At 72.2% G+C, this 22,012-nt stretch carries 20 protein-coding genes and 2 tRNA genes; 8 read left to right on the top strand and 14 right to left on the bottom strand.

The genetic code is table 11. The features are described 5' to 3' along the window. Window positions 1–50: 50 nt before the first annotated feature. On the top strand, window positions 51–374 hold the full coding sequence (locus tag AC1Z4A_RS21505) for a DMT family transporter (protein WP_483683672.1): 324 nt from the start codon (window positions 51–53) through the stop codon (window positions 372–374). On the opposite strand, the gene AC1Z4A_RS21500 is transcribed toward AC1Z4A_RS21505, so the two are convergent. Next, window positions 340–984: a TetR/AcrR family transcriptional regulator gene (locus tag AC1Z4A_RS21500; protein ID WP_483681202.1), complete on the bottom strand. Its 645-nt coding sequence runs from the start codon at window positions 982–984 to the stop codon at window positions 340–342. The two genes, AC1Z4A_RS21505 and AC1Z4A_RS21500, sit on opposite strands and share 35 nt — an antisense overlap. Window positions 985–1,133: 149 nt before the next feature. Between AC1Z4A_RS21500 and hisN the strand changes: the two genes are divergently transcribed. Together hisN and AC1Z4A_RS21490 are read left to right on the top strand one after the other, a co-directional pair. After that, window positions 1,134–1,928 (top strand): histidinol-phosphatase, encoded by a 795-nt coding sequence (gene hisN / locus AC1Z4A_RS21495; RefSeq protein ID WP_483681200.1) that lies wholly within the window; start codon window positions 1,134–1,136, stop codon window positions 1,926–1,928. Window positions 1,929–2,109: 181 nt separating this feature from the next. Then, a complete protein-coding gene (locus AC1Z4A_RS21490) occupies window positions 2,110–2,511 on the top strand; it encodes a CBS domain-containing protein (RefSeq protein WP_483681199.1) in 402 nt (133 codons plus the stop codon). A gap of 128 nt (window positions 2,512–2,639) precedes the next feature. Here AC1Z4A_RS21490 and AC1Z4A_RS21485 read toward each other — a convergent pair whose 3' ends face one another. Next, window positions 2,640–4,115, bottom strand: a complete 1,476-nt coding sequence (locus AC1Z4A_RS21485) for a catalase (protein ID WP_483681197.1) — start codon at window positions 4,113–4,115, stop codon at window positions 2,640–2,642. A gap of 178 nt (window positions 4,116–4,293) precedes the next feature. On the opposite strand from AC1Z4A_RS21485, the gene AC1Z4A_RS21480 reads away from it, so the two are divergent. After that, on the top strand, window positions 4,294–4,710 hold the full coding sequence (locus tag AC1Z4A_RS21480; RefSeq protein WP_483681195.1) for a Fur family transcriptional regulator: 417 nt from the start codon (window positions 4,294–4,296) through the stop codon (window positions 4,708–4,710). Window positions 4,711–4,753: 43 nt separating this feature from the next. Here AC1Z4A_RS21480 and AC1Z4A_RS21475 read toward each other — a convergent pair. The 4 genes from AC1Z4A_RS21475 to AC1Z4A_RS21460 all read right to left on the bottom strand — a co-directional run bounded on the left by AC1Z4A_RS21475 (window position 4,754) and on the right by AC1Z4A_RS21460 (window position 10,177). Beyond that, window positions 4,754–4,827, bottom strand: a tRNA-Met gene (locus tag AC1Z4A_RS21475). A gap of 131 nt (window positions 4,828–4,958) precedes the next feature. After that, complete coding sequence (locus AC1Z4A_RS21470) at window positions 4,959–6,902, bottom strand: tetratricopeptide repeat protein (RefSeq protein WP_483681193.1); 1,944 nt, start codon at window positions 6,900–6,902, stop codon at window positions 4,959–4,961. A 266-nt stretch (window positions 6,903–7,168) separates the two neighbouring features. Beyond that, window positions 7,169–7,242, bottom strand: a tRNA-Met gene (locus AC1Z4A_RS21465). A gap of 43 nt (window positions 7,243–7,285) precedes the next feature. Further along, window positions 7,286–10,177, bottom strand: a complete 2,892-nt coding sequence (locus AC1Z4A_RS21460; RefSeq protein ID WP_483683671.1) for a UPF0182 family membrane protein — start codon at window positions 10,175–10,177, stop codon at window positions 7,286–7,288. A 172-nt stretch (window positions 10,178–10,349) separates the two neighbouring features. Between AC1Z4A_RS21460 and AC1Z4A_RS21455 the strand changes: the two genes are divergently transcribed. Next, complete coding sequence (locus AC1Z4A_RS21455; protein ID WP_483681191.1) at window positions 10,350–10,934, top strand: PPA1309 family protein; 585 nt, start codon at window positions 10,350–10,352, stop codon at window positions 10,932–10,934. 52 nt (window positions 10,935–10,986) lie between these two features. Here the strand turns inward: AC1Z4A_RS21455 and AC1Z4A_RS21450 are convergent, their stop codons facing one another. From AC1Z4A_RS21450 to AC1Z4A_RS21435, 4 genes are all read right to left on the bottom strand, one after another. After that, the gene (locus AC1Z4A_RS21450) at window positions 10,987–12,075 is read right to left on the bottom strand and encodes a YlbL family protein (protein WP_483681189.1); all 1,089 of its coding nucleotides are present in this window, start codon (window positions 12,073–12,075) and stop codon (window positions 10,987–10,989) included. Window positions 12,076–12,150: 75 nt separating this feature from the next. After that, the gene (locus AC1Z4A_RS21445; RefSeq protein WP_483681187.1) at window positions 12,151–12,402 is read right to left on the bottom strand and encodes a hypothetical protein; all 252 of its coding nucleotides are present in this window, start codon (window positions 12,400–12,402) and stop codon (window positions 12,151–12,153) included. A 217-nt stretch (window positions 12,403–12,619) separates the two neighbouring features. Then, a complete protein-coding gene (locus AC1Z4A_RS21440) occupies window positions 12,620–13,099 on the bottom strand; it encodes a molybdenum cofactor biosynthesis protein MoaE (RefSeq protein WP_483681185.1) in 480 nt (159 codons plus the stop codon). Window positions 13,100–13,259: 160 nt separating this feature from the next. Beyond that, window positions 13,260–14,348, bottom strand: a complete 1,089-nt coding sequence (locus tag AC1Z4A_RS21435) for an SDR family oxidoreductase (RefSeq protein ID WP_483681183.1) — start codon at window positions 14,346–14,348, stop codon at window positions 13,260–13,262. Window positions 14,349–14,627: 279 nt separating this feature from the next. Here AC1Z4A_RS21435 and AC1Z4A_RS21430 point away from each other — a divergent pair, with 279 nt between their 5' ends. Beyond that, window positions 14,628–16,082 carry a zinc-dependent metalloprotease gene (locus AC1Z4A_RS21430; RefSeq protein WP_483681182.1) on the top strand — a complete coding sequence of 485 codons (1,455 nt, stop codon included), beginning with the start codon at window positions 14,628–14,630 and terminating at the stop codon, window positions 16,080–16,082. Beyond that, a complete protein-coding gene (locus AC1Z4A_RS21425; RefSeq protein ID WP_483681180.1) occupies window positions 16,079–16,612 on the top strand; it encodes an NUDIX hydrolase in 534 nt (177 codons plus the stop codon). The genes AC1Z4A_RS21430 and AC1Z4A_RS21425 overlap by 4 nt, the downstream gene beginning before the upstream one ends. A 76-nt stretch (window positions 16,613–16,688) precedes the next feature. Here the strand turns inward: AC1Z4A_RS21425 and AC1Z4A_RS21420 are convergent, their stop codons facing one another. The 4 genes from AC1Z4A_RS21420 to AC1Z4A_RS21405 form a co-directional block, all read right to left on the bottom strand. Continuing rightward, entirely contained in the window at window positions 16,689–17,447 is a 759-nt protein-coding gene (locus AC1Z4A_RS21420) for an AIM24 family protein (protein ID WP_483681178.1), read from the bottom strand. 16 nt (window positions 17,448–17,463) lie between these two features. Continuing rightward, window positions 17,464–18,132 carry an AIM24 family protein gene (locus tag AC1Z4A_RS21415; protein WP_483681177.1) on the bottom strand — a complete coding sequence of 223 codons (669 nt, stop codon included), beginning with the start codon at window positions 18,130–18,132 and terminating at the stop codon, window positions 17,464–17,466. 32 nt (window positions 18,133–18,164) lie between these two features. Next, entirely contained in the window at window positions 18,165–19,880 is a 1,716-nt protein-coding gene (locus tag AC1Z4A_RS21410) for a TerD family protein (protein ID WP_483681176.1), read from the bottom strand. Window positions 19,881–20,004: 124 nt separating this feature from the next. Then, on the bottom strand, window positions 20,005–20,601 hold the full coding sequence (locus AC1Z4A_RS21405) for a M48 metallopeptidase family protein (protein WP_483681174.1): 597 nt from the start codon (window positions 20,599–20,601) through the stop codon (window positions 20,005–20,007). 278 nt (window positions 20,602–20,879) lie between these two features. On the opposite strand from AC1Z4A_RS21405, the gene AC1Z4A_RS21400 reads away from it, so the two are divergent. After that, complete coding sequence (locus tag AC1Z4A_RS21400; protein ID WP_483683670.1) at window positions 20,880–21,971, top strand: ThiF family adenylyltransferase; 1,092 nt, start codon at window positions 20,880–20,882, stop codon at window positions 21,969–21,971. Window positions 21,972–22,012: the final 41 nt, after the last annotated feature.

Below are 22,012 nucleotides of genomic sequence, written 5' to 3'. Positions count from 1 at the left end.
GGGCCCGGGGCAGACGGGGCGGTCCACGGACGGGAGGCAATCGGATGGCGATGGCGTGGCTGCTGGTCGTGGTCGCCGGGATCCTGGAAACCGGCTTCGCCGTCTGTCTCAAGCTCTCGCACGGCTTCACCCGGCTCTGGCCGACGATCGCCTTCGCCTGTTTCGCGCTGGGCAGCTTCGGGCTGCTGACGCTCTCTCTGCGGAAGCTCGACGTGGGCCCGGCGTACGCGGTGTGGACGGGCATCGGCGCGGCCGGGACGGCGATCTACGGCATGGTCTTCCTGGGCGACCTGGTGTCCACGCTGAAGCTGGTGTCGATCGCGTTCGTGATCGTCGGGGTCATCGGGCTCCAGCTGTCGGGCTCGGGGCACTGAGCAGGGCCCGGACCAGGCGGGCGATCTCGCCGGCGGCCTCCTCGTCCGTGGCCGCGGGGGCGACGACGTAGGACAGGGTGAGCCGGACCGCCGCCTCGCAGGCCCGGTGCACCGTGTCGCCGGGGTCACCGGGCTCCGGGCCGCCGATCGCCGCGGCCGCGCTGTCGCGGAGCCGCTCGGCGAGGACGGCCGGGGCGGGGGCGCCCCGGTGCGGCCGGGCGCCGGGCGGGGTGCGCGGGCCGGGGACGGGCGGTGCGGCGGCGGGCGGCAGCCGGTCGCCGCGGCAGCCGGTGAGCGCGGCCCGTACGAAGGGGTTCGAGCGGGCTGTGCGCAGGGTCCACACGGCGGCGGCCGCGCAGCAGTCGGCCGCGTCGGCGTCGTCGCGGGCGGCGGTGCCGACGAGGGAGCGTTCCACCCCGGCGAGGAAGGCGTCCGCCTCGCGGCGCACCAGGGCGCGCGCCAGGCCGTCCTTGCTGCCGAACTCGTTGTAGAGCGTCTGCCGGGAGACCCCGGCGGCGGCTGCGACGTCGACCATCCTGACCCCGTGCCAGGGCCGGGCGGCGAGCGCCGTGTAGGCCGCGTCCAGTAACAGCTCTCGTGCCGCGGGCATCGTCGCCTCCCCGGCCGTACGGCCGCACGACGGTAGTGCACGACGGTTGTGGCCGAGGCTCAGAATTGACGCACCGCCGTACGGTGTCAAGAGGCACGGCAGGCCGCGCCGCGCGTGACCTGGCCGTGGCCGCAGGTAGTGTGCAAACCATGTCGGACTACCACGATGATCTGCGTCTGGCCCACGTTCTGGCGGACGCCGCCGACGCGGCCACCATGGACCGGTTCAAGGCCCTCGATCTCAAGATCGAGACCAAACCGGACATGACCCCGGTGAGCGAGGCGGACAAGGCCGCCGAGGAGCTGATCCGCGGCCAGCTCCATCGCGCCCGGCCGCGCGACGCCGTGCTGGGCGAGGAGTTCGGCAGCGAGGGCTCGGGCCCGCGCCGCTGGGTGATCGACCCGATCGACGGGACCAAGAACTATGTGCGCGGGGTGCCCGTCTGGGCCACGCTGATCTCGTTGACGGTGCAGGGCGAGGGCGGCTACCACCCCGTGGTGGGGCTGGTGTCGGCTCCCGCGCTGGGCAGGCGCTGGTGGGCGGCGCAGGGTGCGGGCGCCTACACCGGGCGCAGCCTGTCGTCCGCCTCGCGGCTCCAGGTCTCGCGGGTCGGCCGGATCGAGGACGCGTCGTTCGCGTACTCCTCGCTGTCGGGCTGGGAGGAGCGCGGCATGCTGCCCGGCTTCCTGGACCTGACGCGGGACTGCTGGCGGACGCGCGGGTACGGCGACTTCTGGCCGTACATGATGGTCGCCGAGGGGTCGGTGGACATCTGTGCGGAGCCGGAGCTGTCGCTGTGGGACATGGCGGCGAACGTGGTCATCGTCGAGGAGGCGGGCGGTGTGTTCACGGGCCTGGACGGGCGTCCGGGGCCGCACAGCGGGAACGCCGCCGCGTCCAACGGCCTGCTGCACGACGAGCTGCTGAGCTATCTCCGGCCGTAAAAGACGGGCAAAATCCGGTACCGCCCACCCCTTGTCGGTCCTGGTGGCGGCGTGTGACGATGACAGCCCGACGCTTGTGAACTTGTGAACTCCGCTGTGGAGTTCACGGTTCCGGGGCTGACGCGCAGTCGATGACGCGCAGTCGGTGACCCGCAGTCCACGAAGGAGGTGGCTCAAGGCCATGCTCGTCCGCGACGCCATGAGCAGGGTGGTCCTCACCATCGGCCCCGCTCACACCCTCCGGCAGGCCGCACGGCTGATGTCCGCGCGCAGGATAGGCGCGGCAGTCGTGCTCGATCCCGACCACAGCGGTCCCGGCATCCTCACCGAGCGCGACATCCTCGACTCGGTCGGGGCCGGGCAGGACCCCGACCGCGAGACCGCCCACGGGCACACCACCACGGACGTCGTCTTCGCGGCGCCCGACTGGACGCTGGAGGAGGCCGCGGCGGCCATGTCCCGCGGCGAGTTCCGGCATCTGATCGTCCTCGACGGCGAGGAGACCGTGGGCGTGGTGTCGGTGCGCGACATCATCCGCTGCTGGGTGCCGGTCCGCGAGCACGCGCAGGCGATGACGGTGTGAGATGCCGGAGAGGCCGGAGCCCATTGGCGTCCGGCCTCTCCGGTTTGTACGGCAAGCGGCCATTGAGCAACCCCCGCGGCGAGCAACCACCTCCGCGAGAGCGGCGGCGGTCTAGCCGCAAAGAGGGGTCAGCCGCGAAGGGCCTGGACCGCGGCTTCCAGCCGCTTGCCGTAGTCGGGGTCCGCCTGGCGGAAGTTGCTGACCGCCCGCTCGGCGATGTCGTCGCGCGAGACCTTCGCGATGAAGCCCGCGAGGTTGGCGATCAGGCGCTCCTTCTCGTCCTCCGACATCAGGCGGTAGAGGTTGCCCGCCTGCACGAAGTCGTTGTCCTCGGCATGCGAGGGAGCGGCGTGGTTGCCCGCGCCCCCGGCGACCGGGACGGGCTGCCACAGCGGCCGGTCCGTCTGGAGCGGGCCGCCGAAGGAGTTGGGTTCGTAGTTCTTGGCGGCCTTGTGGCGGCCGTCGTACAGGAAGCCGTCACGGGAGTAGGTGCGCGCCTCGGTGGCGTGCGGGCGGTTGACCGGCAGGTGATCGGCGTTGATGCCGACGCGGTAGCGGTGCGCGTCGCCGTAGGCGAAGAGGCGGCCCTGGAGCATCTTGTCCGGGGAGGGGCCGATGCCGGGCACGAAGTGGGCGGGGCTGAAGATCGACTGCTCGACCTCGGCGAAGATGTTCTCCGGGTTGCGGTTCAGCTCCAGCTTGCCGATCTCGATCGGCGGGTAGTCCTCGTGCGGCCACACCTTGGTCAGGTCGAACGGGTTGAAGCGGTAGCCGGCCGCCTCGGCCGCGGGCATGATCTGCACCTGCACGGTCCAGGTCGGGAAGTCGCCGCGCTCGATGGCTTCGCGCAGGTCGCGCTGGTGGCTGTCGGGGTCCTGGCCGGCCAGCCTGTCGGCCTCCGCCTGGGTGAGGCTCTTGATCCCCTGGTCGGTCTTGAAGTGGTACTTGACCCAGAAGACCTCGCCGGCCGCGTTGTTCCACTGGTAGGTGTGGGAGCCGTAGCCGTTCATGTGGCGGTACGAGGCCGGGATGCCGCGGTCGCCGAAGAGCCAGGTCACCTGGTGGGTGGACTCGGGCGACAGGCCCCAGAAGTCCCAGACGTTGTCCGCCTCCTGCGAGCCGGTGTACGGGTCGCGCTTCTGCGTATGGATGAAGTCGGGGAACTTGATGGCGTCCTTGATGAAGAACACCGGGGTGTTGTTGCCGACGAGGTCGTAGTTGCCCTCCTCGGTGTAGAACTTCAGCGCGAAGCCGCGCGGGTCGCGGACCGCGTCCGCCGAGCCGAGGTTGCCCGCGACGGTGGAGAAGCGCAGGAAGGTCCCGGTCTGCTTGCCGACCTCGGAGAGGAACTTCGCGCGGGTCCACTGCGACACGTCACGGGTCAGTGTGAAGGTGCCGTAGGCGCCGGCGCCGCGGGCGTGCACCACGCGCTCCGGGATCCGCTCGCGGTTGAAGTGCGCGAGCTTCTCCAGCAGCAGCTGGTCCTGGACCAGGACGGGGCCGCCGACGCCCGCGGTCTCGCTGTTCTGGTTGTCCGCGACCGGAGCACCGGACTCCGTGGTGAGCGGACCGGTCACCGTTGCCGCCTCGCCGTTCGTCGACACGTACGCCTCCGTCGTCAGAATCGTCTGCTCTGGTCCGGAACCGGGTCCTTGGCCCGAACCGAGATCGATCCTACATTGGACTTAGTCCAAGTCAAGATAGAGGCCATATGAATACCGAATCCATGGATGGACAGGGCCCGCTGCTACGCTGGTCCTATCTGACTGATAGGTGAATGGCATGAGTGACCTGCTGGAACGGCTCCGGGGACGCGGCTGGCGGCTGACCGCGCAGCGGCGCGTCGTCGCCGAAGTGCTCGACGGCGACCACGTGCACTACACCGCGGACGAAGTGCACGCCAAGGCCGCCGAGCTGCTGCCGGAGATCTCGCGCGCGACGGTGTACAACACGCTCGGCGAGCTGGTCTCGCTGGGCGAAGTCCTCGAGGTGAGCACGGACGGCCGCGCCAAGCGCTACGACCCCAACGCCCACCACGCGCACCAGCACCTGGTGTGCTCCCGGTGCGGCACGATCCGCGACGTCCACCCCGCCGGGGACCTGCTGGCCGGCCTCCCGTCCGAGGAGCGCTTCGGCTTCACGGTCTCGGCCGTCGAGGTGACCTACCGCGGAATCTGCCCGGACTGCGCCACGGCATGACGACGAAGGCCCGGATCCTGAGGATCCGGGCCTTCGTACGGAGTAGCGGGGACAGGATTTGAACCTGCGACCTCTGGGTTATGAGCCCAGCGAGCTACCGAGCTGCTCCACCCCGCGTCGGTGATGCCACCCTAACCCGTTCGTGACTCCGGGCGCAAATGCCTTGGCGACCAGGCTCGAGGCCCCGGCTCAAGATCCCAACTTGAGACCCCGGCTCAAGGCCCCGGCTTGAGGCCGGCCGCCGCGGGCTAGGCGGTCAGCTCCTGCTGGAGGGCGTCGCGCAGCCGCGCCGCGCGCTCGGCGACCTCCGCCGGGCCCAGCTCGACCGCCTGCGCGCACCACAGCCGCCCCTCGGCGAGGTCGCCGCGGCGCGCCGCGAGCAGGGCCAGCCGCAGCGCGGCGCGGCCGTGCCCGGCCTCCGCGGCCCGGGCCCACCACAGCGCCGCCTCCTGCTCGCTGCCCTCCCGGGCGAGCAGCAGCCCCAGGTTGAACGCGCCGTTGCGGCTGCCCGCCTGGGCCGCCTCGCGGTACCAGTGGGCGGCGCCCACCACGTCGCCCCGCTCGGCGACCAGCATGCCCAGGCGCACCTGGGCCCGCCGGTGGCCCTGCCGGGCGGCCCGCTCGTACCACTGCTCGCACTCGTCACGGGCGTGGTCGTCGCGGTCGAGCAGTGCGCCCAACCGGAACGCCGCCTCGGCGCTGCCGCCCCGCACGGCGGTGCGCAGGTACCGCTCCGCCTCCTCCGCGTCCTCGGCCCCGCCGTTCTGCAGCAGGGCCATCGCGACCTGGAGGGCGGCGTCCGTGTGCCCGGCGGCGGCCGCGCGCTCGTACCACTCGAGGGCCTGCCGCTCCTGGTCGCGCCCGGTGTAGAGGATGCCCAGGTTGAACGCGGCGTCGACGCTGCCGGCCTCGGCGGCCTTGGAGAACCACGGCTCGGCGCCCGCGGGGTCGCCGTTCTGGAGGAGCAGCACGGCCAGCGCGTTGGCGGCCTCCTTGTGGCCGGCGTAGGCGGCGCGGCGGTACCACTGCTCGGCCTGGGCGGTGCGGCCCTGCTCGGCGCAGAGCAGGCCGAGGTTGTAGGCGCCGTTGACGTCGCCCGCGTCCAGGGCGGTGCGGTACCAGCGCTCGGCCTGCTGGGGCTCGCCGCGCTCGGCGTGCAGGGCGCCCAGGGCGTTGGCGGCGTTGCCGTCGCCCTCCTGGGCGGCGCGGCGCCACCAGGTCGCGGCGCTGTCGGTGTCGCCCGTGTCGCGCAGCAGGAAGCCGAGGGCGCAGGCCGCGCGCGGCTCGCCGTCCTTGGCGGACGTCAGGTACCAGCGGGCGGCCTCCTGCGTCTCGCCGCGCCCCTCCAGGAGGGTGCCCAGGTGCAGGGCGGCGCGCCGGTGGCCGCGGGCGGCGGCCTGCCGGTACCACTGCTCGGCCTCGCCGGCCGGGCGGCCCCCGGCGGCGGCCGCGCGCAGCTCGCGCACGGAGGTGTCGCCGCCGCCCACGGCCACCGGGCGGCCGCCGCCGGGGGCGGGGCCGAGGCTGCCGCCGAGCACGCCGCCGAGCCCCTCGGACAGGGCGGAGGGCCGGGGCGAGCGGCCGTCGAGTATCCGGGCCAGCCGGTAGGCGGCCTCGCGGTGCCCGCGCTCGGCGGCAGAGCGGAACCAGCGCTCGGCGCCCACGTCGCTGCGGTGCTCCAGCAGGTCGGCCAGCGCGTACGCGCCCAGGGCGTGCCCGGACTCGGCGGACTGGCGCAGCCAGTACTCGGCAGCGGGCTCGTCGCCGCGCTCGCGGTGGTAGCGGCCGAGGGCGTGCGCGGCGGCGGCGGAGCCGGCCACGGCGGCCACCCGCCACCAGCTGGCGGCCTCGTCGGCGTAGCCGCGCTGGTGCAGCAGGACGCCCAGGTTGTTGGCGGCGGAGCGGTCCCCCTCGGCGGTGGCGGCGCGCAGATGGCGCTCGGCGCCGTCGAGGTCGCCGCGGCGGAGCAGCAGGGCGCCGAGCATGCTCAGGGAGGCGGGGTCGCCGGACTCGGCGGCGCGGCGGCGGGCGGTCTCCAGCTCCAGGTCGGCCGCTTCGGCGGCAAGACCGGCCTCCGGGGCGGAGCCCTTCCCCGGTCCGTACGACGACGGGTCCCGGTCGTCCCGATCGCTCCCGTGGCCGGGAGCTCCTACAAGCCGACGTGTTTCCAACAGCCTCGCCTTGTCCCCCATACGTCCCATCGTCGCACTCCCGCAACCTGCGTACACCTGGAATACCGCAGCCAGTGAGGTCACTTCAGCGTTTTGTCGACTTCCCGACTTCCCGACACGGCGGTGCTCCAAACTCTAATCAAAGGCCCCGCACACAACCCGCACAGACCACCCGGACAGCGGACAGCGATCTTCCGTCCGTACCCCGGAGGGCCGCCTACGCCCGGCTCCGCGCAGGGGTACACGACAAGGCCCGGAGTCCGAGAACTCCGGGCCTTGTCTTTGAGTAGCGGGGACAGGATTTGAACCTGCGACCTCTGGGTTATGAGCCCAGCGAGCTACCGAGCTGCTCCACCCCGCGCCGTTGTGGAACAACCGTACCACGGCGCGGGGCGGGGCCGGGGCTAGCTGCCGGGCTTGGCACCGCCGCCCGGGGCGGCGGCCTCGGCCCTGGCGAGCCGGTCGAGGGCGTCCTTGAGCTGCTGCTGGGCCTTGCCGTAGGCCGCCCAGTCCTTGTCGCCGAGCGCCTTCTGCCCTGCCTCGAAGGCGTCCTGAGCATCCTTCACGGCCTGCTTGACCGTGGGGTTCTCGGTGTTCCCGGACGGCGGCTGGGTGGTGCCGCCCTCGGTCGGGGGCTTGGGCACCTCCTGGCCCTTCACCTCGAACACCGCGTCGAGCGCCTTGCCGAGGTCGTCCTCGAAGGCGGTCTTGTTGCCGTAGGTGACCAACACCTTCTTCAGGCGCGGGAAGTTGGATCCCGCGCCGCGCACGTAGACCGGCTCCACGTAGAGCAGCCCGTCGTCGAGCGGGACGGTCAGCAGATTTCCGTACTCGATCTCGGAATCGCCGCGCTTCAGGATATTGATCTTGTTGGCGATTTCCGGATCGCCGTTGAACTTGCTCTGCACCTGCTGGGGACCCGAAGTCGTGGTCTCCGAGGGCAGTTTCAGAATGCGGATCCTGCCGTATCCGGGGCTCTTCGCATCGGCGTCGACCGCCATGAAGGCGCCGAGGTTGTCCCGGCTCTTCGGCGTGAACGTCGTGGTCAGCGAGAAGGCCTGCGCGGCCTGGTCCGGCATTTTCATGCTCAGGTAATACGGCGGCACCGCATTGCCCGACTTGTTGGTCGGGTCGTCCGGCACCTGCCAGCGCTCGCTGCCCGTGTAGAACGTGCCCGGATTGGTGACGTGATAGCGCGTCAGCAGTTCACGCTGGACCTTGAACAGGTCCTGCGGGTAGCGCAGGTGGTCCATCAGGCCGGAGCTGATCGCGCTCTTCGGCTTCACCGTGCCGGGGAACGCCTTCATCCAGGTCTTGAGCACCGGATCCTTGGTGTCCCACTGGTACAGCTTCACCGTGCCGTCGTAGGCGTCCACGGTCGCCTTGACCGAGTTACGGATGTAGTTGACCTGGTTCTGCTGGGCCACCACCGCACGCTGGCCGTTGGTCAGCGAGTCGGCCGTCGTGTCGCCGAGCGTGGTGCGCGAGGCGTAGGGATAGCCGTTGGTCGTGGTGTAGGCGTCGACGATCCACTGGATGCGTCCGTCGACCACCGCCGGATAGGCGTCGCCGTCGATCGTCAGCCACGGGGCGACCGACTCCACGCGCTCCTTGGGCGTCCGGTTGTAGAGAATCCGCGAGCCCTCGCCGATGGCGCCGGAATAGAGGATCTGCGGCTCGCCGAAGGCCACCGCATACGCGGCGCGAGTGACCGGGTTGGCGAGGCCCACCCCGCTCCTGCCCTCGTAGCTGTAGCTCTTCTCGCCCTTGTCGCCGGAGTAGTCCAGCTCCTTCTGCGGGCCGCCGACGATCGAGTACTGGGTGGTCTTCTCGCCGTAATACACCCGCTGCTCGTACGTGCCGAGCGCGCCCTTGGTCGGCAGGTCCCGCTCGGTGAAGGCCGGGTCGCCCTCGCCGACGGCGGTGGTGCCCTTGGCGGTAATGGCGCCGTAGCCGTGGGTGTACTTGAAGTGGTCGTTGATCCAGTTGCGCTCGGGAATGCCGTTGATGTTCAGCTCGCGCAGACCGATGACGGTGTCCTGCTCCTTGCCGTCCACCTTGTAGCGGTCGACGTCCAGGGTGGACGGGAACTGGTAGTACCCCTTCACCTGCTGGAGCTGCTGGAACGTGGGCGAGACGATGTTCGGGTCGAGGAGGCGGATGCTGGCCGTGGAGTCCGCGGCGGCGCGCAGCTTCTGCCGGTCCTTGCCCTCCAGCTCGCTCTTGCCCGCGTAGTCCTTCACGTCGGCGCCGTCGATGCCGTACGCCTCACGGGTGGCCGTGATGTTCCGCTTGATGTACGGCGTCTCCTTGGCCTGCTCGTTCGGCTGGACCTGGAACTTCTGCACGATCGCCGGGTAGAGCCCGCCGATCAGCACCGCCGAGAGCACCATCAGGCCGAAGCCGATCACCGGCAGCTGCCAGGTGCGCCGCCACAGCGTCGCGAAGAAGAGCACCGCGCAGATCAGCGCGATGATGAAGAGGATCGTCTTGGCCGGCAGGAAGGCGTTGGCGTCCACATAGCGCAGGCCCGTCCAGCCCTCGGTCGACTTCAGCCCGCTGGACTTCACCGCCAGCCCGTACCGGTCCAGCCAGTAGGCGACCGCCTTGAGCGTCACGAAGAGGCCGAGCAGCACGGACAGGTGGCCGGTGGCCGCGGCGGTGGCCCGGTGGCCGGGACTGGTCAGCCGCAGCCCGCCGTAGAGGTAGTGCACCAGCGCGGCCGCGATCAGCGACAGCACGGCCGCCGCGAAGCCGAAGCTCAGCAGGAAGCGGTACCAGGGCAGGTCGAAGGTGTAGAAGGAGATGTCCTTGTGGAACTGGGGGTCCTTCTGCCCGAAGGAGACCCCGTTGACCCACTGCAGCCAGGTGCGCCACTGACCGGCGGCGGAGGCGCCCGCCACCAGGCCGGTCAGCGCGGCGACGGCCAGCAGCACCCACTTCTTGTACGGGGCGATGCTCATGCGGTAGCGGTCGAGGCTCTGCTGCTCCATCGACATCGCGCTGAGCGGCGGCCGCAGCCGGTGCGCCAGCCAGATGTTGGTCCCCACCGCCAGGGACATCAGCAGGCCGAAGACGGCGAACAGGCCGATCTTGGTGCCGAGCGTGGTGGTGAAGACCGAGGAGTAGTGCACCGAGCGGTACCAGAGCCAGTCGGTCCAGAACCCCGCGAACATGACGAAGAGCATGGCCAGCACCGCCAGCACGCCCAGGGTCGTCAGCAGGGTCCGGACCCGCCGGGACGGTCGGCCGACTCTGATCCGTGGCCCTGTCGGGCCTCCGCCGCGGTCCGGCATCTGGAAAGCCAAGGTGCGCACCTCGAATGTTCGCTGTCGATGAAGCTGAAGATCGTTGGCCCGTGTTCCGCGCCGTCGATCGGGCCCAGGTGATGGTAGGACCCACTGTGGCAACTTACCGACGCTTTACTCGGTTCCCGATTTCGGCCCCTCTCAGGGCACGATATTGACCATGTCCAGCAATACCGGTTCGAACCTTCCCGGCTCCCACGAGCCCAGCACCCCCATGGCGGCCAGCCCGCTGACCCGCGCCGTGCTCGAGATCGACGAGTACGCCTCCACGCTCGGCTGGGACCAGCCCACGCGGCTGTTCGCCCTGGTCGACACGGCCCGGCTCCGCACCCAGGAGCCCGGCCTGGCCGCCCAGCTCGGGCTCGACGAGACGCCCGGCACGGCCCCTTCCTACACCCCCATCGAGCAGGAGGAGCTGCCGCGGGACGCCGCGCTCGACGAGTTCCTCGGCACCATCGCCTGGCCCGAGGCCGTGGTGGGGTGCGCCCTGACCGTGGAGCGGCTGATGCTCCCGCCGTCCGCCGAGGGCTCCGTGCCCCACGGCATGAACGAGAAGCAGCTCGCCAAGTGGGTCGCCAAGCACCCGGACCGCCAGGAGGTCCGGATGACGGTGGCCGTGCTGCGCGACGGAGCGCGGGAGTCCGCGCTGCGGCTGCGTGAGAAGGACTCGCCGAACGAGGTCCTCACCGGCCCCGACCTGGTGCCGGGGCTGGCGGACGCGCTGGCGGCGACCTTCGAGGACTGACGTCCCCGCCCGGGGGACACGGCTGCCGCTTCGCCTTGCAGGAAGGCGTCGCCTACTTCGCCTTGCAGGAGGGCAGGGCGGCCGTGTCCCCCTTGCGGATCTTCTCCAGCGACTGCAGGGCATCCTTGATCGTGTCGACCTTGACCAGGGTGAGGCCCGACGGGGTGTCCTTGGCGGCGGCCTTGCAGTTGTCCTTGGGCGTCAGGAAGTACCGGGCGCCCTTGGAGCGCGCGCCGACCGTCTTCATCTCGATGCCGCCGATCGGCCCGACCTTGCCGTCGTCGTCGATCGTGCCCGTGCCCGCGACGAACTTGCCGCCGGTGATGTCGTCCGGAGTGAGCTTGTCGACTATCCCCAGCGCGAACATCAGCCCGGCGCTCGGCCCGCCGACGTCCGCCAGCTTGATGTTGATCGTGAACGGGAAGGTGTGGTCCGTCCCCGCCTGGATGCCCACGACGGCCCGCTTGTCGTCCGGGGCCTTGCTCGTGACCAGCTCGACGGTCTCCTCCGCCCTGGGCTCCCGCTTCTCCTTCGCGGCGGCGGCCGCCTCCTTGGCCGGGACGGTCAGGAAGGACACCTTCTCGCCGGGCTGGTGCTTGGTGACCAGCTTGGCGACGTCGCCGGGCTGCTTGATCTCCGTGCCGTCGACGGACTTGATCACGTCGCCCGCGTGCAGCCGGCCCTCGGCCGGGCTGCCCTTGACCACGGAGCCGACGACGACCCGGGTGCCGAAGGGGATGCCCAGCTCCTTCAGGGCGGCGACCTTGGCGCTCTCCTGGGACTGGGTGAACTCCTCCGCCGTCTCCTGGTTCAGCTCGTCCGGGGTCTTGTCGTCCGGGTAGAGCGTGCTGTGCGGCACGACCAGGTTGTCGTGCGCGAGCCAGCCGTAGAGCGCCTCGACCAGGTTCATCCGGTACTGGGAGCCGGTCACACGGACCGTGGTCATGTTGAGGTTGCCGGTGGTCGGGTACGTCTTGCGCCCGGAGATCTGGAGCACCGGCTCGCCGCCGTGCTCGCCCAGGGTGTTGACCGTGGGCCCGGGGGACATCTCCGAGTAGGGCACGGGGATCAGCACGCCTGCGCAGAGCAGCGCGATCAGCATCAGGAGGGAGGCGAGCATCGTCGCGGTGCGGCGGGGCATGGAACGACAGTACGGGACGGGTCCGGCCGTCCACTTCCGGGGCGGTCCGTCCGGGGCGGCTACGGCGCGCTCCGGCTACGCCGGGCCGGAGCCGGACTCGGTGGGCTCCGCCATGGCCGTCTCACGGACCTCTGTCTCACGGACCTCCGGGCGCTCCGGCACGGGCGTCTCGCGGATCTCCGTACGCTCCATGGCCTCGCGGAACTTTGCGTACCCCGCGAGTTCCGCGACGTCACCGGATTTTCGGTAACGAGCGGCCCAGCTGCCCCACAGGGCGGCCGCAACCGCCGCGGCAACGGGAATCAGCAACCAAGCGAGCGCCGCCATGCCGCCCTCCGACCCCTTTACGCAATCGCTACTGACTGATGAGCAGATTAGTCGTCTTCGGTCTCAACGCTTACGTCGGCGAGCCGGTTACGCAACCGGGAACGGCCCAAAAGTGGTCATGTCTGTAGCGGATTCGGCGCAGTCGCGCTCGTGCCGCGCCCGCGTACCTCCGCACGCAGCACGTCCGCCCCCTCTCATCCTTCCCGGCCCGGGCCCCCTAGACCCCCACCCACTCCTCGGTTCCGTCCGCAAACACCTGGTGCTTCCAGATCGGCACCTCGCGCTTGAGATCGTCGATCAGCCGCCGGCACGCCGCGAACGCCTCCGCCCGGTGCGGGCAGGAGACGGCCACCACGACGGCCAGATCCCCCACGGCCAGCTCGCCCACCCGGTGCACGGCCGCCATCGCCCGTACCGGGAAGTCCGCGGCGGCCTTCTCCGCGACCCGGCGCAGCTCGGCCTCCGCGGAGGGGTGCGCCGAGTAGCCGAGCCCGGCGACGTCCGCGCCGCCGTCGTGGTCGCGCACGGTGCCGACGAAGAGCGCGGTGCCGCCCGCGGAGTCGTCGCCGACGGCCGCGAAGACCTCGTCCAGGGACAAGGGAGTGTCCCTGATCGCGAGGAGGCGGATGGGGTCCGGTGCGGCGAATTCGCCGAGGTGGGATCCGGTGGGCTCGCCGGGCGGGGGGATGGCAGACATGCGCTCCATCGTGCCGTACGGCGGCACGGCGTGCGGCACGGCCGTTCGCCCGGACCTGCCCCGGCCCCTCTGTGCGGTCCTCCAAACGCCCGTACGAGCGTGTACGGGCCTCCGCGCCCCGGGAGTGCCCCGGGGGAGCCCACAGGGGCCTGTGCGCCCCCTAGAGCCGCCTGCGGGCCTTGCGGGCCCGGCGCACCAGGGCCGCCGTGCCCAGCAGGGCCACGGTCGCGCCCGCGGCTCCGGCGGCGGTGGCGTCCTTGCGGCCGAGGCGACGGCCCGCGACCGTGTGCCGCCCGGCGACCTCCGCCAGCAGCTCGGCCAGCACTTCCTCGTTCGTCCAGCGGGGCCGCCACCCCGCGTCGTGCAGCCGGTGGCCGCTGACCACCCAGGGGTGCATCGTGTATTCGAGGTCACCGGCCGGGGAGGGGGTCAGCCCCAGGCGGTGCAGCCGGGAGGCCGCGCCCAGCGCGACGGCCGAGGGCAGCTCCATGCGGCGGATGCCGGTCAGCTCCTCGACCTCCTCCTGCTCCAGCCAGCCGTCGCAGGCGACGGCCAGCTCCCCCTCCGCCCGCTCCAGGGCGGCGAACTCCAGCGCGCTCACCAGGTCGTCGACGTGGCAGAACTGCCAGGTCGGCCGCGATCCGGCGACCACCAGCAGGCGCGGGGACTCGAAGTAGCGGGTCAGTGCGGTGTCCGTGCCGCCGACCAGGATGGCCGGGCGCAGCACCGTGACGTTCAGGCCTGGGTGCGCCCGCGGCGCACGCCTGGCCAGCCGCTCTATCTCCAGCAGGTCGCCCACCCCCGTCGCCTCGGCGGTGGCCCGCAGCTCGGCGTCCTCGGCGAGCGGCACGTCGTTGTCGGGGTGCGCCCCGTAGACCATCGCGGAGGTGCACAGCACCACGCGGTGCACGCCCGCGGCCGCGGCGGCGGTCAGCACGGTCTGGGTGCCGCGGACGTTGTAGGCGGTGCGCGCGGCGGCGTCGGTCTCCAGGTCGAGGTCGATCGCGAGGTGGACCACGACGTCGGCGCCGCGCAGCTTCTCGGCGATCGCCGGGTCGCGGACGTCCAGCACGTGCCACTGCGCCTCGGTCACGTCTCCGCGGCGCTCGTCGATCGCCACGACCTGCTTGATCTCCTCGGACTCGGCGAGCCGCCGCGTGAGCAGCGCGCCGACGCCGCTCGCGGCACCGGTCACCGCGACGACGGGCCGCCGCCCGGAGGCGGAGCCTCCGAGCGGCAGCCTGGGCATGGTCGTACTCTCGCGCGCGGAACCGTTTCGCGCTGCGCGAACTTCTCGGTCGGCTTCTCGGTCGGGGGAACTCACCGGGCGTCTCCAGCGGTTGTCTTCAGTACGTATGTGCCATCACGTTTGTCATGACGCGTACGTACCAGGTGACGTCCATCCTGCCGCAGGCCCCGGGCGCGCGGAGCACCAAGCCCGGATAGCGGCGAGGTGTCTACGCTTGGTGGTGTTGTCGGGCATTCGCCGCCGGTCCGGAGCCGGTGGCCCTACGAGCCGAGGAAACCCGTGAGTGACACCCCATTCGGATTCGGTCTTCCGCCGGAGGAGCCGGAGAACGGCGACGACGGCAAGAAGAAGGGCGGTGGCCAGGGAGGCGGCCAGGGGCCTGCGAATCCGTTCGGGTTCGGCGGGGCCGCGGGCGGCGGGGACAACCCCTTCGCCGCGATGTTCGGCTCCATGAACCCGAACGACCTGGGCGCCGCCTTCCAGCAGCTCGGGCAGATGCTCTCCTACGAGGGCGGCCCGGTGAACTGGGACATGGCCAAGGACATCGCCCGCCAGACCGTCGCGCAGGGCACCGCCGACGGCTCCAAGGACGCCAGCGTCACGGCGGGCGAGCGGGCAGCGGTGGAGGAGGCCGTCCGCCTGGCCGACCTGTGGCTGGACGGCGTGACGTCCCTGCCGTCGGGCTCGGGCACGGCCGTGGCCTGGAGCCGCGCGGAGTGGGTCGAGGCGACCCTGCCGGTGTGGAAGGACCTGGTCGACCCGGTCGCGGAGCGCGTCGGGGCGGCCATGGGCAGCGTGCTGCCCGAGGAGATGCAGGCCATGGCGGGCCCGCTGCTCGGGATGATGCGCAGCATGGGCGGTGCCATGTTCGGCACCCAGATCGGCCAGGCCGTGGGCGTGCTGGCGGGCGAGGTCGTCGGCTCCACCGACATCGGCCTGCCGCTCGGCCCGGCGGGCAAGGCCGCGCTGCTCCCGGTGAACATCGAGGCGTTCGGCTCCGGGCTGGGCGTCCCGCAGGACGAGGTGCGGCTGTACCTGGCCCTGCGCGAGGCCGCCCACCAGCGGCTTTTCGCCCACGTGCCGTGGCTGCGCTCGCACCTGTTCGGCGCCGTCGAGGGCTACGCCCGGGGCATCAAGGTGGACACCGCCAAGCTGGAGGACGTGGTCGGCCAGCTCGACCCCACGCACCCCGAGCAGCTGCAGGAGGCCCTCCAGCAGGGCATGTTCCAGCCGGAGGACACTGCGGAGCAGAAGGCCGCGCTGGCCCGCCTGGAGACCGCGCTCGCGCTGGTCGAGGGCTGGGTGGACGCGGTCGTGCACGCCGCGGCCGAGCCCCACCTGCCGTCGGCGGGCGCCCTGCGCGAGACGCTGCGCAGGCGGCGTGCCACGGGCGGCCCGGCGGAGCAGACCTTCGCCACGCTGATCGGCCTGGAGCTGCGGCCCCGCCGGCTGCGGGACGCCTCGCGGCTGTGGGCCTCGCTCACGGACGCGCGCGGCCTGGAGGGCCGGGACGGCCTCTGGGAGCACCCGGACATGCTGCCGACGGCCGCGGACCTGGACGACCCGGACGGCTTCGTCCACCGCGAGCACCTGGACTTCTCCGAGCTGGACAAGATGCTCGGTGAGGCTGCCAAGGGCGCCGGGGGCGCTGGGAGTGCCGAGCGCCCCGAAGAGAAGAAGCAGGACGAGTCCGACGAAGACGGCGAAAAGGGCGGCGAGGGCGACAAGAAGTGAGCCTGCACGAGAACGCGGTCCGCGTGCTGAAGGAGTACGCGGACCAGAGCGAGCTGCGCGGGCTCTACCTGGACCACCTGGCCGCCCACCCGGACGGCATGTGGAAGCCCTGCGAGGCCGGGCACATCACGGCGAGCGCGCTGGTGATCGACCCCGCCCAGGGCCGGGTCCTGCTCACGCTGCACCGCAAGCTCCGGATGTGGCTCCAGATGGGCGGCCACTGCGAGCCCGGTGACGCGACGGTCGAGGAGGCCGCGCTGCGGGAGGCCACGGAGGAGTCCGGGATCGCCGGGCTGACGCTGCTGCCGGGCGGCCCCGTGCGGCTGGACCGGCACCCGATCCCGGCGCCCTGCAACTGGCACCTGGACGTGCAGTACGCGGCGCTGGTGCCGGCCGGTGCCACGGCGGCCATCAGCGACGAGTCGCTGGACCTGCGCTGGTTCCCGTACGACGAGGTGGCCTCGGTGGCCGACGAGTCGGTGGTCCAGCTGATGCGGCGGACGCTGGAGCGGCTGCAAGGACAGCAGTAAAGGCAGCGGTAAGGGGCATGTGTAAGGGGCGGTCACCGTGGTGACCGCCCCTTACACATGCCCCTTACGCGCGGGCTCAGTTGCTCCAGATGTTGCCCTGGTTCTGGGCGTGCGCGCCGTGCTGGCCGACGCCGTACTGGGCCATCAGCCCCTGGCCGATCTCCGTGCCCTGCGGCGGCAGCAGCTCGCTGGGCTGGACGAGCGCGTAGCCGTTGCCGGAGAAGCTCAGCTCCCAGCCCTCGCCCGTACTGCCGCGCCGCCGCCACACGCCGGACGAGGACGTCTGCGCCTGCATCTGCACGCGCAGCGAGGCCGACCAGGCAACGACCGCGTCCGCGTCGGCGCTGACGAACCGGTCGGGGGTGACCTGGAGCATCAGCGGCTGCCCCGAGGTCATCAGCGCGACCTTGCCCCGGCCGGAGATGTTGAGCTGGTAGGAGCCGGCGCCGGCGATCCCGTACTGGCTGTCGACCGCGATGGTGTCCCAGTGCAGGCTGGAGTCCAGCGCGAGGACATAGGCGCCGTCCACGGTCAGGCCGTCGTGGTCGACGTCGACGACGTGGACGTGCTGGGCCAGATTGGCCAGGTAGACCGTGCCCTGCCCGGAGCAGCGCATCAGGTCCAGGCCCTCGCCCATGTACGTCTGGGCGTACTGCTGGCTGGGCGACCGGTACTCGCCGTCGAACTCGATCATGCCCTGGTAGGCGACCATCGAGCCCTTGCGGGCGAGGACGTCCTCGTGGCCGGTCAGGGAGACCCGCAGCAGCTGCGGGTTCTGCAGGGCGTAGCGCTCCTGCGTCTGGGCCTCTACGTGGCCGAAAAGCGGGCTCTGCATGGTGTCCTCGTCCCCCTCAGCCCCGGGCCCGGAGCCGGTCGGTGCTGTCCTCGCTGGGCTGTACGACCACGAACCCCTCGCCGGAGAAGCCCAGTTGGTAGGCCTCGCCGCTGCCGCGGCCGATCAGGGAGGACGCCTTGAAGCTGCGCTTGCCCTTCATCCTGAGGTTGCTCGACCAGGCCACGAGCGCGTCGGGGTCGACATAGGTCTCGTCGTCGCCCCGCCCGCAGTCGACGACGATCGGGGTGCCGCGGGAGGTCAGGGCGACCCAACCGGTGCCGCTGATCCCCACATTGAACAGGCCCTGTCCGGCGAACTTCGCCATGCCCTTGACGCGCTCCACGCCCCACTGGAGGTGGGCGTCGAAGGCGAGGACGTTGGTGCCGTTGACGGACAGCGAGTCGCCGTTGAGCTGGAGGACGACCACGTCCGCGCCGTAGTCGGCGAGGTAGAGCAGGCCGTCGCCGTGGCACCGCATGAGGGGCACGCCCTCGCCGGTGAGCCACTGGGAGGCCATCTGCCGGACGGCGGGCGGGTTCGGGTCGTACTGGACGTAGCCCTCGTAGGCGACCATCGAGCCCGAGCGGGCGAACAGGTCGTGGCCGGTCTGCATGGCGACCTTCAGCATCTTGCTGCCGTGGGTCTCCATGCGGGCCGCGGGCGGGGTCGGGGCGTAACCCGACATAGGCGGATGATTCACGGTCATTTCGGGCTCCCTCAGACCTCGTAGGGCTGGACGACGATGAAGTTTCCGGGCGCGCCGCGGAATTGCAGGTTCACGGCCTCCCCGCTGTGGCCGTAGTAGGAGGTGCGGCGCAGCCGCACCTGGCTGGAGACGATCACCTGGGCGCCGGCCGACCAGGCCACGATGGCGTTGCTGTCGGCGTAGGTGGAGGGGGTGACGGGCAGCACGACGGGCGTGCCGTGGGTCTTCACCACGACGGTGCCCACGCCCTGGAACTGCATGGTGAACAGCGCGCCGCCGGGGATGCCGTGACCGTCGATCCGGCGGACCTCGTGGTGCAGCGACTCGTCGAAGGCGAGCACCGAGTCGGCGGAGACGCAGATCGCGTCGTTCTCCAGCTGGATGGGGTGGACGTGCGCGGCGTTCTCGGCGAGGAAGACCTGGCCGCGGCCGGTGCAGCGCATCAGCTGCAGCTCCTGGCCGGTGGCGCCGCCCACGATGCGGCCCATGATGCCGGAGCCCTTGTAGGAGAAGTCGATCTTGCCTTGGTAGAGCACCATGCTGCCCTGCCGGGCGAGCACCGGCTGCGGGTCCGCGCCGAGGTCGACCCGGATGAGCTTGGAGTTCTGCAGGGTCCAGCGCTGCCCGGTGGGCACCTCGCGGTACTTCTCGAGCGCGGCCTGGACGCCGGGGGCGGCGCCCTGCGGGGCCGCTGCGGGGGCGCCGTAGGGAGCGGGCTGCCCGTAGGGCTGCTGGCCGGGCTGGCCCGGCTGGCCGTACGGGGCGGCGGGCGGGGCGGCCGGGTAGGGCTGCTGCGCGGGCATGCCGTAGGGCTGCTGGGGGGCCGCCGGTTGCTGGGCGTAGGGGGCGTGCGAGGCGTGCGGGTGGGGCACGCCGGGCGGGCCGGGGGGCGGCGGGACGGTGCCGCCGGGCGAGGTCTGGCCGCCGGAGAAGTAGCCGGGCGGGGCGATGGGGGCGGCGAGGGTGGCGGCCGCGTGCACCTGGGAGGGCGCGGGGGCCTGCGGGGGCGGAGTGCTGCCCGGCGGGGGCGCGAAGCCCTGGGCGGGCGCCGGGGCCGGGGCCTGCGGCGCGTGGGCCTGGGGTGCGGGTGCCTGGGGTGCCGGGGCCGGAGTGGCGGGCGGGGCGAAGGCGGGGGGTGCGCTGGCCTGCGGCGGCGCGAAGGCGGGAGCGGCGGCGGCCGGGGCGGGCGCGGGCTCCTCCTCCAGTACCTCGCCGCCGAAGTTCTTCAGCAGCGCCTCCAGGCCGCCGTCGAAGCCCTGGCCGACGGCGGCGAACCGCCAGACGTCCTTGAGGTAGATGTCGCCGAGCATCACGGCACGCTCGGTGCTGAACTCCGCGCCCGTGAAGGAGTAGCGGGCCACCTCGGCCCCGCCCGCGACGACGCGCAGGTAGCCGGGGCCGATCTGCGACATCTGGCCGGCGCCGTCGAGGGTGGCCGTGAAGGTGAGCTTGCGGATGTGCGCCGGGATGCGGTCGAGCGTGACGCGGAAGGACTCCGTGTCGCCGGCCTGCGCGCCGAGCTGCTGGATCGCCTCCTCGGGGGACTTCGGCTGGTTGAAGAAGACGAAGTAGCGGTCGTCCGAGAGCCGTTCGCCGGCGTCGAGGCCGAAGCAGCTGATGTCGAAGGTCAGGCCGGGCCCGCCGACCTGCACGCCGACGTACAGGTCCGTCCCCGCCGTCAGGTCACTGATCTTGGCCTTGTGGCCGCGCTGGAATTCCCTGGACATGCGTGACGACCGTCCCCCTCCGTGCCTGGCGGTGCTTCCGTGGCTGTGGTGTGCCGAATGCGTTGCGCCAGGCTAACGGCTGCGGCCGACAGCAGGTGATTCCGGGGCGGAATGAAGGGCTCCGTCACTCGCTCCGGGCGGCGGGGAGGTGGGGCAGGCGGTCGGCCGCGACCACTCCCTCGAGGTAGCCGCGGGCGCGCTCGGTGCGCGGGTACGCCTCCAGAAGCCGCCAGAACTCCGGGCCGTGCCCGGGGACCAGCAGATGCGCCAGCTCGTGGAGCAGGACGTAGTCCACGACGTACTCGGGCATGCCCTGGAGGCGGTGCGAGAGGCGGATGCTGCCCTCGGCGGGGGTGCACGATCCCCAGCGCGTGTTCTGGTTGCCCACCCAGCGGACCGTGGCGGGGCGCGCGCGGCCGTCCAGGTACTGCTCGGAGAGGCGGCTGGCCCGGTCGGCCAGCTCGGTGTCGCCGAGCATCCGCTTGCTCTCCTGCGCCGCGAGCTTGTCGAGCATCACGCCGACCCAGCGCTTCTCCTCCGCGTCCGACATGCGGGCGGGGATCAGGACGACGGTGCGGTCGCCCTCGCGGTAGGCGGAGACCGTTCTGCGCCGCCGCGCGCTCCTGCGGACCTCGACCGCACCGGCCTCCTGGCCCCTGACGAAGGGGCTCGGAGCGCTGCGCGGTGGTCGTGCGGCACTGTGCAGGGGATCGACGGGCACGCCCCGACGTTACCCGCTGTCAGTGCGGGAAGTCCCGCCCCGCGGTCGGTTGTCGGGGAAACACCCGGCAGAGCACCGGCTTGTATGACTATCACTCCGGACCTGTGGACAACTCCGCCCGGCGACCGGCCGGGGAGGGCATGCTGAAGCCCGACCGAGGGGGGACCGTGACCATGACCGTGACCGTACGGACCGGGGCGAAGCCCGGAAACTCCGCATCCGCAGGCGAATCTCCGTTCGTGCCCGCGCGGCCGGCGGCGGGCCGGGCGGCGCATCCGATGGTCAAGCCCGCGCTGCGGCGGGCCTGGCGCAGCCGGGACACCGTTCAGTTCGGGATCGCGCCCGCGCACGCGGTCGTCGTGGGGCCGGTGGACACCGCCACGGGCTGCTTCCTCGGCCTCCTCGACGGCACACGGGGGCTGCCGCTGCTGCGGGAGGAGGCGAGACGGATCGGGCTGCCCGAGGGCCGTGCCGATGCCCTGGTGGAGCGGCTGGCCGGGGCCGGGCTGCTGGACGACCCGCGCGGCGGCGGCGAGGGGGCCGCCGCGCTGCGGGGCCGGGGCCACGGCCTGGACGGGCTGCGGCCAGACCTGGGCTCGCTGTCCGTGCTCCGGCCCGAGGCGGGGGCGGCGATGCGGCTGATGGCGGCGCGGCAGGCGATGCGGGTGCAGGTGCGGGGCGCGGGCCGGGTGGGGGCGGCCGTGGCGGCACTGCTGTCGGCCGCCGGGGTGGGCCGGGTCGATGTGCAGGACGGCGGCTGCGTCGAGGCGTGGGACGTGTCGCCCGGCGGGGTGCGGGCCGAGCGGGCCGGGGAGCGGCGGGAGACCGCCGCGCGGCAGGCGGTGCGGCAGGCCGCCCCCTTGCCCCGGCCGCGGGTGCGGGGCGGCACGGAGCAGCCCGAGCCGCCGCTGGCGCTGGTGGTGTTCGCCCCGCGCGACGGCCTCGCGGCGTACGCACCGGACCCGGCGGCAGCCGAGGAGCTGATCCGCTCCGGGACGCCGCATCTGTACGCGGGGGTGCTGGAGGCCACCGGGGTGGTGGGCCCTCTGGTGCTGCCAGGCGGGTCGGCGTGTGCGGGCTGTGTGGAGCTGGCGCGGGCCGAGCGGGATCCGGCCTGGCCCAGGATGCTTGCCCAGTGGCGGTCCGGCCGCGGCCCGGGGGTACCGTCTTGCGACATGGCACTGGCCACGGTCGTGGCGGGGCTGACCGTGGTGCGGGCGCTGGCCTTTCTCGACGGTCGGGCCGCGTCGGGCGCGGGGGTCCGGCTGGAGCTGGCGCTGCCGGATCCGGTCTGGACGCCCCGTCCCGTCGAGCCGCATCCGCGGTGTCCGTGCGGCGCGGCGGGAGCTCCGCATCCCGGTGTTCCGTGATCGCACAGGCACCGCACGGGGACAATGACCCGGTAACCGCC

The sequence above is a fragment of the Streptomyces sp. 17_S59 genome (assembly GCF_056930295.1).
This window is presented reverse-complemented; position numbering and strand designations above follow the sequence as displayed.